Source organism: Streptomyces mesophilus, from assembly GCF_040300965.1.
GTDB classification, from domain to species: domain Bacteria; phylum Actinomycetota; class Actinomycetes; order Streptomycetales; family Streptomycetaceae; genus Streptomyces; species Streptomyces mesophilus_A.
This window is the reverse complement of sequence record NZ_JBEPEW010000099.1, coordinates 1-13,388: the sequence shown is the minus strand read 5'-3', so window position 1 is coordinate 13,388 and position 13,388 is coordinate 1. Positions and strand designations below refer to the sequence as shown.

At 70.9% G+C, this 13,388-nt stretch carries 10 protein-coding genes; 5 read left to right on the top strand and 5 right to left on the bottom strand.

From position 1 onward, the window contains the following. Positions 1–87: 87 nt before the first annotated feature. Entirely contained in the window at positions 88–633 is a 546-nt protein-coding gene (locus ABT367_RS28275) for a DUF7144 family membrane protein (protein ID WP_352256042.1), read from the bottom strand. A 219-nt stretch (positions 634–852) separates the two neighbouring features. Between ABT367_RS28275 and ABT367_RS28270 the strand changes: the two genes are divergently transcribed. The 3 genes from ABT367_RS28270 (at position 853) to ABT367_RS28260 (ending at position 4,209) form a co-directional block, all read left to right on the top strand. Continuing rightward, positions 853–1,545 (top strand): hypothetical protein, encoded by a 693-nt coding sequence (locus ABT367_RS28270; RefSeq protein WP_352256040.1) that lies wholly within the window; start codon positions 853–855, stop codon positions 1,543–1,545. Positions 1,546–1,597: 52 nt separating this feature from the next. Beyond that, entirely contained in the window at positions 1,598–2,809 is a 1,212-nt protein-coding gene (locus tag ABT367_RS28265) for a HAMP domain-containing sensor histidine kinase (protein WP_352256038.1), read from the top strand. A 167-nt stretch (positions 2,810–2,976) separates the two neighbouring features. Further along, complete coding sequence (locus ABT367_RS28260) at positions 2,977–4,209, top strand: hypothetical protein (RefSeq protein WP_352256036.1); 1,233 nt, start codon at positions 2,977–2,979, stop codon at positions 4,207–4,209. Between the two features lie 116 nt (positions 4,210–4,325). Here ABT367_RS28260 and ABT367_RS28255 read toward each other — a convergent pair whose 3' ends face one another. After that, positions 4,326–6,395 (bottom strand): PhoX family protein, encoded by a 2,070-nt coding sequence (locus ABT367_RS28255; protein WP_352256034.1) that lies wholly within the window; start codon positions 6,393–6,395, stop codon positions 4,326–4,328. Between the two features lie 279 nt (positions 6,396–6,674). Here ABT367_RS28255 and ABT367_RS28250 point away from each other — a divergent pair, with 279 nt between their 5' ends. Continuing rightward, on the top strand, positions 6,675–7,934 hold the full coding sequence (locus tag ABT367_RS28250; protein WP_352256032.1) for a VWA domain-containing protein: 1,260 nt from the start codon (positions 6,675–6,677) through the stop codon (positions 7,932–7,934). Between the two features lie 145 nt (positions 7,935–8,079). Beyond that, the gene (gene metG / locus ABT367_RS28245) at positions 8,080–9,807 is read left to right on the top strand and encodes a methionine--tRNA ligase (protein ID WP_352256030.1); all 1,728 of its coding nucleotides are present in this window, start codon (positions 8,080–8,082) and stop codon (positions 9,805–9,807) included. A gap of 67 nt (positions 9,808–9,874) precedes the next feature. On the opposite strand, the gene ABT367_RS28240 is transcribed toward metG, so the two are convergent. The 3 genes from ABT367_RS28240 to ABT367_RS28230 all read right to left on the bottom strand — a co-directional run bounded on the left by ABT367_RS28240 (position 9,875) and on the right by ABT367_RS28230 (position 13,165). Beyond that, positions 9,875–11,320 carry a VCBS repeat-containing protein gene (locus ABT367_RS28240; protein WP_352256028.1) on the bottom strand — a complete coding sequence of 482 codons (1,446 nt, stop codon included), beginning with the start codon at positions 11,318–11,320 and terminating at the stop codon, positions 9,875–9,877. A 181-nt stretch (positions 11,321–11,501) separates the two neighbouring features. Beyond that, positions 11,502–12,236, bottom strand: a complete 735-nt coding sequence (locus ABT367_RS28235) for a hypothetical protein (protein ID WP_352256026.1) — start codon at positions 12,234–12,236, stop codon at positions 11,502–11,504. A gap of 146 nt (positions 12,237–12,382) precedes the next feature. After that, positions 12,383–13,165 (bottom strand): L,D-transpeptidase family protein, encoded by a 783-nt coding sequence (locus tag ABT367_RS28230; protein ID WP_352256024.1) that lies wholly within the window; start codon positions 13,163–13,165, stop codon positions 12,383–12,385. Positions 13,166–13,388 lie beyond the last annotated feature (223 nt).

Below are 13,388 nucleotides of genomic sequence, written 5' to 3'. Positions count from 1 at the left end.
CGCCCCTTTCGGCCGCGTTGTCCTCTTCAGTATGAGGACGCGAGCGGCCCGGGGACCGTTGCGGGCCCTCCGCTCACGAACCCGCCCTCACGCGGACGAGGACGAATCCGTAGCCAGCGCCCAGATCACGAACACACCCATCGCGATGGCGATCACGGACCAGACGGGCGCGTACGGCAGGAAGAGGAAGTACTCGACGATGTACAGCGCCGCCAGGCCGATGCCCGCACCGCGCGCCCAGTCCTGCCCCTTGATGATGCCGAACCCGGCGACCGCGATGACGATGCCGAGCAGCAGGTGGATCCAGCCCCACGTGGTGAGGTCGAAGGAGAAGACGTAGTCGCCGATCCGGGTGTAGACGTCGTCCTCGGCGATGGCCGCGATGCCCTGCAGCGCGCCGACGATCCCGGCGACGCCCATGAGCACCCCGGCGAACATCGTGCCGCCCGCGGCCCAGAGGGAACGGGAACCGGGCTCCTTGCCGCCGGCGGGCGCGGCGGACGGTCCCGCGGAGGCGGAGGCCCACCCCGGGTGGGTGTCGGCGGGACCGGGACCCGTGGAGCCGGGGCCGGGACCCGTGGGACCAGGGCCGGATCCCGTGGGACCGCCCTGGGGTTCGGTGGGCTGGGTCATGGCTCTCTCCTTGCGCCGCACGCCACGCACACCGCCCACGCCTCTCGCGAACAGTGCATTTCGGGCACCTCTCCCGCCAGCATCACCCCGGATCCCCCGGCCCGCACCCGTACCCGCACCACCCACCGCACCGCACCCGCACCGCACCGCACCGGCACCGCGCACCCGTACGGGCGCCACCACCGGGTCCCGCGCCCGACCATTGCCGAGGATGGGCTCATGAGCCCCCTCGGCAAGGCCACCCGCATCCTGGCGCTCGGCGCCTTGCTGCTGACCGCGGGGTGCATGGACGCCGAGGGCCTGCACACCGAGGAGAGCGCCGCACCCGCCACCACCCCGCTCGCCCTGTGGGAGAGCACCCACCCCAGTCCGCCCACGCCGGGCCAGAGCGCGGGCGAGCCGACGCGCGTACCAGGAGTGCCCAGGATCCCTTCCGGGGACATGGGCAAGGCCGTACCCCTGGACGTGGTCAAGGCCGATATGGCCGAGGACGCCCGCAAGGACCGCGGAACCGCGCGGCTCGTCCATCCGGTCGCCGCCAAGAAGATGGCCGACTGCTCCGGCGCCGCCTGCCCCGTACGCGCCCCGGTCCTGCACGACCTCACCGGCGACGGGAAGAACGAGCTGATCACGGCGGTGGACATCGACGGCCGGATGAGTGAACTGCGGGTCTACACCGTCGAGGACCAGCAGGTGAAACGGGTGCTGTCCCGGCGCGCGGTCCTGGAGGGCGTGGAGGTCGCGGCCGGGCATCTGGCGGTCCGCGAGCCGACCACCAACCCCACCTATGTCTCCGTATCGGACTACGTCTGGGATCCGGACCGCCGCGGGATGTTCCTGCAGCAGCTGAGCCTGGACACCTGCAGGGCGCCCGAGCGCCAGGGCAAGCCGTGCCCGACGGAGGGCACATGACCGGCCGCCGGGGACCGCACCGGGCCGCCGCCCGCACGGCGGGCGGCCGCTGATGGGCCTTCGCTGGCGGATCGCCCTCACGATCACCGCGGTGAGCTGCACCGTCGCGGCGGTGCTCGGCGTCCTCGTGCACAACGTCGTCACCCGCCAGGTCGTCGGCGAGGTCCGCAAGGAGGTCCGCGACGAACTGGACTACGCACTCAGCGCGTACGAGTACGGCACGACCATGCCCGAACACGCCGGCATCGACCCGCCCGGACTCCCGCCGCGCCTGCGCGAGCTGGCCGCCGACGGCCGGCGCGGCACCATGGTGGGCGAGCGCGCGGGCGAACCGGTGATGTGGAGCGCCGCGCCCGCGGACGGGAAGGCGCTGGCGGTGTGGCAGCCGTTCGGGGCGACCCGCTCCCGTCTGGACACCATCGACACCGCGATCCTCGGCTCGGCGCTGCTCGCCGCCGGCACCGTCACGCTCGCCGGACTCTTCCTCGCCGCCCGGATCAGCCGCCGCCTCAGCGCCACCGCCGCGGTCGCCCGGCGGATCACGGACGGCGACCTGGACGCGCGGGTGGGGATGAGCCCGGGGCGCGGCAAGGGCCATGACGAGGTGCGGGATGTGGCGGCCGCCCTGGACAGCATGGCCGAGTCATTGCAGCGCCGGCTCGAATCCGAGAAGCGCTTCACGGCCGATGTGGCCCATGAGCTGCGCACTCCGCTGACGGGCATGGTGGCGGCAGCCGGACTGCTGCCCGAGGGCCGCCCCAAGGAGATGATCAACGACCGGCTGCAGGCCCTGCGCGGACTGACCGAGGACCTCCTGGAGATCTCGCGCCTGGACGCCGGGGCAGAACAGGCCGAACTCTCCGAGCACCGCCTCGGCGCGCTGGTGGAGCACGCCGTCCGCGGCACCGGTCTGGAGGCGGAGATCGAGGTCGTACGGGATGTCACCGTGCAGACCGACCGGCGCCGCCTCGACCGCATCCTGAGCAATCTGATCGTCAACTCCCACAAGCACGGCCGGCCGCCGGTCACCCTCACCGTGGACGGCCCGGTGATCGAGGTGCGCGACCAAGGGGACGGCTACCCACGGGAGTTGGTGGAACAAGGACCGCAGCGCTTCCGTACCGGCGATCCCGGGCGGGGCAGGGGGCACGGTCTCGGCCTGACGATCGTGATGGGGCAGGCCGGGGTGCTCGGGATCGAGGTCGAGTTCGGTGCCACCGAGAGCGGGGGCGCCCGCACCGTTCTACGGCTCCCCTCGCTCTGATACCGCATCAGCGCAGGTCAGAGCCCCTTTACAGAGGTGTGCAACGGAATGCCGCAAACCGTTACATTGCTTACGCATGACCCAAACATGACCTCCGTAGCTTCATATCTGTCGCCACCGCAAAGGGGCACAGACCGGGACACCACAGCTACGAGAGAGTCACGACTATGCGCGCCACCCGCCGTACCGTCCGCACCGCCGCCATCGCCACCGGCGTCATCGCCGCCCTCGCCGTTCCGACGACGGCCGCCTTCGCCGACTCGCCGACGGCTCCGGGCACCGGCCAGGAGCAGGTCCTGCCGGGGAACGAGACGAAGCCGGGGAACGAGACGAAGCCGGGCAACGAGACGAAGCCGGGCAACGAGACCAAACCGGGCGACGAGTCGAAGCCCACGGACGAGACCAAGCCCACCGACGAGACCAAGCCGGAGACGCCCAAGCCGGGCGGTGACGAGTGGAAGTCCCTCGGCAAGAAGCAGCTGGCGGGCGGCTTCTCGGCCGACGTACGCGTCAAGGCCTCCGCCAACTCCGCCGCGGCCACCATCTCCAAGGCCGGCGCGCAGGTCGGCACCCTGGACGCCTCGGGCAGGACGGCCACCACCGTCATAGACGGCTACACGTTCACGCTGTCCCCGGCCGGCCAGATCTCCGCCAAGCAGACCGACGGCAACAAGCCGAAGCCGAAGCCGGACGACAACACCCGCAAGTTCGTCCGCGAGTACAAGAACATCGGCGGCTCCGGCTTCGACGCCAAGGTCTACAAGGTCAAGGGCGGCTACGACGCCGAGATGTGGGGCAAGGACCCCGCCTCCGGCAAGTACATCAAGTTCGACACCCTCAAGCAGCGCGGCAACACCGCCGCCAACGGCCAGCACAACGGCGCCTACTTCATCCTCAACCCCGACGGCACCATGACCGGCAAGACCGACGGCAACAAGCCGAAGCCGAAGCCGGACGACAACACCCGCAAGTTCGTCCGCGAGTACAAGAACATCGGCGGCTCCGGCTTCGACGCCAAGGTCTACAAGGTCAAGGGCGGCTACGACGCCGAGATGTGGGGCAAGGACCCCGCCTCCGGCAAGTACATCAAGTTCGACACCCTCAAGCAGCGCGGCAACACCGCCGCCAACGGCCAGCACAACGGCGCCTACTTCATCCTCAACCCCGACGGCACCATGAAGGGCTGGACCGAGGGCAAGTCCAGCGGCGGCGACAAGAAGGCTCAGAAGGACCAGAAGAAGAACACCGTCGTGCCCAAGGGCGGCGTCAAGGCCGGTGCCGAGGGCGCCGCGTCCGGTGACGACACCGCGCTGCTCGCCGCGGGCGGCGGCATGGCGGCCGCGGGTGCGGCCGGTCTGGGCTTCGCGATGCTGCGCCGACGCGGCGACCAGGAGAGCTGACGCTCCCCGTAACGACAGGAGAGCTGACGCTCCCGTACAAGCTGAGAACGGGGCACCCCCTGGCAGGAGGGGTGCCCCGTTCTCGTATGCCCGAGTGGGCCGCGTACGAAGGGGACTCAGACCCCGATGTCGCTGCCGTCCTTGCGCCATACGGCCACGACCGACGGGCGGACGTACTCGCCCGGTCCGTCGGGCCAGGCCGACAGCGGGTTCTCGACACTCGCACCGTCGAGCTCGCCCGGGTGCTGGACCGCGACGAGCACCCGGCGGTCCTGGACCAGCGGGCCGCAGGTCTCCGCACCCTTCGGGACGGTCAGGAACTGCTTGAGCTCACCGCGCCGCTCGCCGGCCGTCGCGACGCCGAACAGGCCGTCGTGGGAGCCGAGTTGGGCACCGTCGGTGGAGATCCACAGGTTGCCGTGGTGGTCGAAGGTCACGTTGTCCGGGCAGGAGATCGGGGAGACCTTGTCCTTGGGGTAGCCCGCGAAGTACGTCGCCGGATCGTTCGGGTCGCCCGCCACCAGGAACAGCGACCAGGCGAACTTGGTCTGCGTGGGGTCGTTCCAGCGCTCGGTCAGCTCGAGGACCTGGCCGTGCTTGTTGAGGTTGCGCGGGTTGGCCTCGTCCGCACCCGCCTTGCCGGGCTTGCCGCGGTCGGTGTTGTTGGTGAGCGCGACGTACACCTTGCCGGTACGCGGCGAGGGCTCGACGTCCTCGGGACGGTCCATCTTCGTGGCGCCGACCTTGTCACCGGCCAGACGCGTGAAGACGAAGACCTCTTCGGCGCTCATGCCCTCGACGTGCGACACCGCACCCTTCGCGGTCGCCGTGGCCAGCGGGATCCACTCGCCGCCGCCGTCGAACTGGCCGTCGCCCGGCAGCTTCCCGGTGCCGTCGATCTCGATCGCCGGGGAGTCACCGGTGAACTTGGCGACGTACAGGGTGCCTTCGTCGAGCAGCGTCATGTTGTACGCACGGTCCGCGCGGGAGTTTCCGTGGCGCATCCGCTTGGAGCCGACGAACTTGTACAGGTAGTCGAAGCGCTCGTCGTCACCGCTGTAGGCCACCGGGCGGCCGTCGCGGGTCAGACGGATGGTGGCGCCCTCGTGCTTGAAGCGGCCGAGCGCGGTGTGCTTGACCGGCGTCGAGTCCGGGTCGTACGGGTCCAGCTCCACGATGTAGCCGTGGCGGTGCACCTCGTTGGGCTCCTGCGCGAGGTCGAAGCGCTTGTCGAAACGCTCCCACTTGCGCTCGGAGGCACCGGTGGGCAGGCCGTAGCGCTTGTCGGTGGCGCTGGAGGAGTTGGCGAAGTACTGGTTGAAGTTCTCCTCGCCGTGCAGCGTCGTGCCCCAGGGGGTCTGACCGCCGGCGCAGTTGTTGAGCGTGCCGAGCACCTTGCGGCCGGTCGGGTCGGCCGAGGTCTTGAGCAGATCGCTGCCGGCCGCCGGGCCCTGCACTCGGAACTCCGTCGTGGCGGTGATCCGGCGGTTGAGGTGATGCCGCGGCACGTACGTCAGCTTGCCGGTCCTGCGGTCCTCCTCGACCACGACGACCCCGAGACCGTGCGCGGCCCAGGCGATCTCCACCTGCTCGCGGGTCGGGTTCGCGGCGTCGTAGTCGCGGAACATCAGGACCTCGTCGGTGTACTCGTGGTTCGCGACGAGGATCTGGCGGCCGCGGCCGTACGGCAGCAGCGCCAGGAAGTCGTTGTTGTAACCGAACTGGCCCGCCTGGGCCTTCGCGGTCTGGTTCTCCGGGTCGAAGTCCGGGGCGCCGCGCAGGATCGGGTCGCCCCACTTGACGACGATGTTCTGCGCGTAGCCCTCGGGGATGGTGACCTGGTCGGCGGTGTTGGGCGCGACCGGCGTGAAGCGCAGGCCCTTGGCGGCCTTGTCGCGGCCGTGGCCCCAGCCTGCCGTGTTCGCCTCCGCCCCGGCGGCCGTGGCCTGCGGGGCCTGGCCGACCACGGCGGCGCCGGCCGCACCAGCGACCGTGACGACCGCGGCGGCGCGGATCATGGACCTTCTCGACAGGGCACCGGCTATGACATCGCCGACATATTCGTTGTCGCTGGTGTTCGGAACCTCGTGGAAGCAGGCGTCACCACAGCGGAAGCGGCACGTCATGGCCGACCGTCCACCCGGGTGCGAACCGTCCTTCGTGATGAGCGGCAGCAGTTTGCGCACGTTTCCCCTCCGCGCTGGATCACCGACAGAGTGTCGGAAAGCTTGTCCCGGCGTGACGTTAGGTGCGGATGCCAGCAATGCGGCGGACGTGACATGAACGCCGGGTGAACCCCCGTTGCATGGAGGGGTGTTGAGCTGGGGCGCGAGGCGGGAGGGTGAGCTTCATGAGGGGCTCCCCATGATCGCGTAGAGCGGCCGCTAACCTTACGTGTCCGCCCTGGCCAGGGGTGACGGATTACCCGGACAACCGGGAACAACTCACGTTGAAGGGTTGCGCACATGGGCATTCTGGATCGCCTGCGGAACGTGTTCGGCCGGGGGCGTGCGGTGCCTGCGGCGCGGGCGGAGGAGCCGGTCACCACGACCGACGCCGAGCCGACGATTCCGTCGCCCGCCACGGAGACGGCGCCCGCGGCGTCCTCGTCCGCTCCGGTGCCGGCTCCCGCTCAGGAGCCCGCTCCGGCCGCCGAGCCCGCTCCGGCCGCCGCCGCGGTGCCGGCACCCGCCGAGGAGCCGTCGCCGTCCACGGTGGACGAGCTGGTCTCGGCCGCGTTCGACAACCCGTCACTCGGCGAGCGGGTCCCGTCACCGGCGGCCTCCGTGGAGACGGCCACCGCCCCTGCGGACCCGGAGCCGGTCACGGAGCCCGAGCCCGTCGCGGAAGCCGAGCCCGAGCCCGTACGCGAGCCCGTACGCGAGGAGGAGCCCGAGCCCGTACGCGAGGAGGAGCCCGTCCTCGTAGCGGAAACGCAGCCCGAGCCGGTCGCGGACCCCGAGCCGATCGCGGAAGCCGAGCCCGAGCCCGTACGCGAGGAGGAGCCCGAGCCCGTCGCAGCAGCCGCCGAGCCCGAGCCCGCGCTCGAACTGACCGTGGTCGGCAAGCCCGCCCACACGCTCGCGCGGGTCAAGTCCCGCGCCCCCGGACTCGTCGCCGCGTACAAGGCGGCCGGCGCAGCCCTGAAGAAGCAGGAGCTGACGGGCGTACGGGCCGACGTCTACCTCGTCCTCGACCGCTCCGGATCGATGCGCCCGTACTTCAAGGACGGCAGCGCGCAGAACCTCGCCGAGCAGGTGCTCGCCCTCGCCGCGCACACCGACGAGACCGCCACCGTGAACGTCGTCTTCTTCTCCACGGAGCTCGACGGCACCGGCACGATCACCCTCGACGAGCACGAGGGCCGCATCGACGAACTGCACGCGGGCCTCGGCCGCATGGGCCGTACCAACTACGACCGCGCCATCGCCGAGATCGTCGCCCTGCACGAGAAGGCCGACAACCCGCACCGGCCCGCCCTGGTGATCTTCCAGACGGACGGGGCGCCCGAGTCCAAGACCGCCGCCACCCAGGCGCTCAAGGACGCCGCGGAGCACAAGATCTTCTGGCAGTTCGTCGCCTTCGGCGAGAGCGACGCGAAGGCCTTCGACTACCTCCGCAAGCTCGACCTCGACCACACCGGCTTCTTCCACGCGGGCCCGGTCCCCAACGAGCTCACCGACGCCGAGCTGTACGCGGGCCTGCTCGCCGCCTGGCGACCGTAGGCAGCACCGCCTCCGAGGGGCCGTCCGACCGGGAAAAACCCCGGGCGGGCGGCCCCTGCCCGTCGGCTACGATTTGTGGATTCCAGGCGACGAGACGCGATCCAGACACTCGTCACCGCACGTAGCGACCCGGGAGCAGCCCGCAATGGCTCGACACCTCATCACCAGCGCCCTTCCCTACATCAACGGGATCAAGCACCTGGGCAACATGGTGGGGTCCATGCTCCCGGCGGACGTGTACGCCCGCTACCTCCGCCAGCGCGGCCACGACGTCCTGTACATCTGCGCCACGGACGAGCACGGCACCCCCGCGGAGCTGGCCGCCAAGGAGCAGGGCCTGCCGGTCGACGAGTTCTGCGCCCAGGCCCATGACGCGCAGAAGGCCGTGTACGACGGCTTCGCGCTCGCCTTCGACTACTTCGGCCGCAGCTCCTCGCCGCAGAACGCCGAGCTCACGCAGCACTTCGCGCGCAAGCTCAAGGAGAACGGCTTCATCGAGGAGCGCGCCATCCGCCAGGTGTACTCGCCTGCCGACGGCCGCTTCCTGCCGGACCGCTATGTCGAGGGCACCTGTCCGCACTGCGGTTACGACAAGGCCCGCGGCGACCAGTGCGAGAACTGCACCCGCGTCCTCGACCCGACCGACCTGATCAACCCGCGCTCGGCCATCTCCGGCTCCACGGAGCTCGAAGTGCGTGAGACCAAGCACCTCTTCCTCCTCCAGTCGAAGCTGCAGGGCGAGGTCGAGCAGTGGGTGGCCGCGCACGAGGACGAGTGGCCGCAGCTCGCGTCCTCGATCGCCCGCAAGTGGCTGACCGAGGGCCTGCACGACCGCGCCATCACCCGTGACCTCGACTGGGGCGTCCCGGTCCCGGCCGACACCTGGCCGGAGCTGGCCGCCGAGGGCAAGGTCTTCTACGTCTGGTTCGACGCTCCGATCGAGTACATCGGCGCGACGAAGGAGTGGGCGGACGCCGCCCCCGACGGCGAGGTGCGCGACTGGAAGTCCTGGTGGTACGAGCCCGACGGCGCCGCCGACGTGCGCTACACGGAGTTCATGGCGAAGGACAACGTCCCGTTCCACACGGTGATGTTCCCGGCCACCGAGCTCGGCACCCGCGAGCCCTGGAAGAAGGTCGACTTCGTCAAGGCCTTCAACTGGCTGACGTACTACGGCGGCAAGTTCTCCACCTCGCAGAAGCGCGGCGTCTTCACCGACCAGGCGCTCGACATCCTGCCGGCCGACTACTGGCGCTACTTCCTCATCGCGAACGCGCCCGAGTCGGACGACTCCTCCTTCACCTGGGAGCACTTCACGGCCACGGTCAACAAGGACCTGGCCGACACCCTCGGCAACTTCGTCAACCGCGTCCTGTCCTTCTCGAAGAAGCGCTTCGGCGAGGAGGTCCCCGCGGGCGCGGAGGCCGGCGAGGCGGAGACGAAGCTGGGCCAGGAGATCTCCACGCTCCTCGCCGAGTACGAGACCCAGATGGAGGCCCTCCAGTTCCGCAAGGCCGCGGCCGCGCTGCGCGCCCTGTGGTCGGCGGGCAACTCCTACCTGGAGGAGAAGGCCCCCTGGCTGGAGATCAAGACCGACCCCGAGGGCGCGGCCCTGACGCTGCGTACGGCGATGAACCTGATCCACCTGTACGCGGTGGTCTCGGAGCCCTTCATCCCGGCTTCGTCGGCGGCGATGCGCGCGGCGTTCTCGCTGACCGATGACAACGCCACGTGGGTCTCGGCCGACGAGGCCCGCGCCCTGAACTCCGTCCCCGCGGGCACCCCGTTCACGGTTCCGCCGGTGCTCTTCGCCAAGATCCAGGACGAGGACCTGGCGGCGTACAAGGAGCGCTTCGGGGGCGAGGGCGCGTAACTCCCTTGCCCGGTAAGCAACCGAGGGCCTCGGAACCTGATGGTTCCGGGGCCCTCGTCGTACCCGCTCAGCCGTGGAACGCCTCGCCCTGCCCGCCGAGGGCCACGGGGTCGGACTGGGAGAGTCCGAGCGCCGACGGGAGCATCATCTTGCTGCCCTTGCCCGTCGGCCCGGTGGTGCTGCCCGGCAGGGCCCACAGGGCGCCTTGGTAGTTGTTCTCGCCCACGGCACTGACCATGAGTTCAGGACGGCCGTCCTTGGTCAGGTCGCCCACCGCGACCGTGGTGCCGAACATGTCGTCTGTCTCCGAACCGCCGGGCACCGAAGCCGTGTCCTGGCTGATGCCGTACGCGCCGGCGCCGAGCGCGCCCGTCTTCCGCCCGGGGATGACCACCACTTGGCCGGCCCGGCCGGTGCTGCCCAGGGCCTCGGACGGCACTCCGACGACGATCTCAGCCGCGCCGTCACGGTTGAGGTCCGCCACGGCCACCGCGGCGCCGAACTCGTCGTACTTCTCACCGGCCCCCGGCACACCGGCGGTGTCCTGGCTGATGTGCCAGGGCTTCGCGTCAAGATCGATGCCCGTGGCGGTCCCCGGCCACACGGAGATCCGGCCGCCCACGGCGCCTTCGTCCCCGGATCCGGAGGAGCCCGGCTCGTCGGGGTCGCCGACCACCAGGTCGCCGTAGCCGTCGCCGTTCACATCCCCGACGGCGCCGGTCAGACCGTCGCCCTGGCTGAGCACCGGCCGCGGCCACCTGCCGTCCGAGTTCACATGGACCTGGCCGCCCTCGTCGCCGATCCGGACGGTGAAGATGAAGCTGTCCGCCCCGCCGCGCTTGTCCACGTCGCCGAGCGCCACGGCCCCGACCGCGGCGGTGTGGGTGTTCCAGTACGTGCTGCCGACCGTGCCCGTACGGCTGAAGGGGCCGGCGTACTCGGCGACGCCTTGCCACGAGGCTGCGAGAACCCGGGTGGTGGCCGACGTGCTGCCCTTCACCGCGGCGACATCGAGCCCGAAATACCCGCCCGCGGAGTGCGGTTGCTCGAGCGCCGTACCACTGCCGAGGCCGCTCCTGCTGCCCCACAGGACGCTGACCATGCCGGCGTCCTTGCCGCTCGGCAGGTCCTCGTAGGGCGTTCCGACCACCAGGTCGGCGTACCCGTCGTGGTTCAGATCCGCCACGGCCGTGCTGTGCCCGAAGACGTCGTCCGTCTCGCTGGAGCCGGGGACTCCGGGGGAGTTCTGGGTGATGACCACGCGCCGCGTGGGAGACACCCCGCTCGCCGATCCGTAGAGCACGACGACGGCCCCGGCGCCCGACTTGCCGGAGACCGTCCGCCAGGGCGCGCTCAGGACAAGGTCCCGGTACCCGTCCCCGTTGAAGTCCCCCGGGGTCGCCATCCGCGCCGCCACCGCCGTACCAGGCAGCAGCCCGAGACCGACCGCTCCGCTGACCACGGCGGCCACGATCCCTGCCGCGGGTCTCCACCCATGTCTGTGTATACGCATGCTTGTCCCACCCCTGATGTCCTCGCCCCGGTCCCCCGGGACCCCCGGGTCCTCCCCGAACCCGGTACGACACCCCTCACAACAGCCTGGTATTCACAGGCCACCCGGGCATCAGCGAGATCCTAAGCCCCGACGCCTTACGCCCCGCAGGGCGCTGCGGCAACGCAATCCCGTCGTGACGTCAGCGACTGCCGCTGGGCTTCGGCGGGGCGTCGGCCGGTTCCGGCAGCTCCTGTTCGGGTGGCTCGACCACGGTGAGCGGGAGGCCGCGCAGCCAGCGGCTGACCGCTCGGCGTATGGCGGCGGACCGTCGAAGCCTGGCCCAGGAGGACCAGCCGGACGTACGGATCACGGCGAAGTTGCGGGAGGCTTGCGGCACGCGGTCGAGGAAGTCGAAGGCGCCGGACCCCTGCCCGGCCTCGCCGGGACCTTCCCGCTCCTCACCCCGGGACGCGGTGAGGAACACCCAGAAGACCGGATACGCGGCAGCCTCCGCCATGACCTGCAAGGCCTGTGTATCGTCCAGCGGCCTGCCGGTGAGGAACACCAGGGCCACCGTGGGACGGCCGCCCGAGCCCGAGCAGACGTCCACCACCGCGCGCTGCAGCGGGGCGAGTTGGCGACGGTCCTGGAACAACTCCCCGCTCACCAGGGCAAGGCTGCCGCGCTCGCGGTCCTGCTCCGGGGAGTCACCACCGGGCGGGTCGTGAGTGAGCCAGCGGTCCGCCCACGTCTCGGGGGGCTCGCGCCACGGGGGCGGAATCCGGACCGGCTCGGCGTCGAACAGCCAGACGGGCATGGCCCGTTGGCCCAGCTCCTGCTCGGAGAAGTCCAGCGCGAAGAGGCCCGCGTCCCGTATCGAGGACAACTGGAACGCCTCCCGGCTGAAGGCCGCGAGCGCAAGGACCACGTTCATCGAACCCACCCCCGGCCGGATGCTACTGCGTTCCGGTTCGCGTCTCCCGCGGATCGGGGTCAACGTCAGCCTGTCGGTGCGAACTGCTGCCGATCCCGCATGAATACGGAACGGGCCGGCACCGCGGAACTGACGCCGAGGGACCGTCAGCGGGCGAGCGAGGCCGCGTCCCCCATCACCACCACCGGCTCGCTCTGCTCGTCCAGCCAGGTCAGCAACTCCCGCATCCGCGGCTTCGGCAGGGTCACGCAGCCCTGCGTGGGCGCTCCGTGGTCCACGTGGAACCAGATGCCGCCGCCGCGGCCCATGCCGAGCGGGCGGGTCCAGTCGAGCGGGGTCGTACCGGGCTTGCGGTTGTAGTTGATCGCGACGACGTAGTCGAAGGCGTCGCCCAGCGGCTCCCCCTCCACATTCGTGCCGCGCGCGACGAAGGCCGGGCCCGTGTCGTACGGGAGTTCCGTGCCGGGGTCGCGCTCGTGGCCGCCCGCGTCGGTGAGGCCGAACACCCCGACGGGAGAGCGGAGATCGCCCTGGACATGGCGGTCGGTCCAGCCCTTGACGGCGTTGTGGGCGGGCCAGGCCTCACCGACCGGCACCCAGTCCTCCCCCTCCCTTCGATACCGCTGGGCCGAGCCGGTGCCCTCGTCGCGGCCCTCGCCGGTGACGACGATCGCCTGCCGGGCCGAACCCGGTATCTGCGCACGGGTCTTGGGACCCAGGCCGGGTATCCCACGGGGCTCCGGAGCGGGTTCGCTCTGCGGTCTGGGTGCGGAGCGTCCGGACTGGCCGCTCTGTGCGCGTACGTCGGAGGTGGTGGGTGAGGCGGTCCGGTCGCCGCCGCCGGCCGACTGACCGCAGGCCGTGAGCAGGAGGCCGGCGGCGAGCAGGACGGATCCGGCGGCGAGCCGGCGAGGGGTACGGGTGGACATGACGGCCTTTCGGCGAGCAGAAGTCTGAGGAATTCAGGGAGGAGAGGAGGGGGGAGGGCGCGCCCTTGGAGAAGGGCGGCTCTGACAGGCGTACGGAAAGAGGTCAGCGCCCGACGGAAGCCGAGCTCGCCGAAGTCGGCGGGGGTGACGCGTACTTGGTGAAGCGGGCGTCCGCGAGCGCGCGCCGCACCACCTCCGCCTGCCGCCCGGCCGCTGCCGGCCC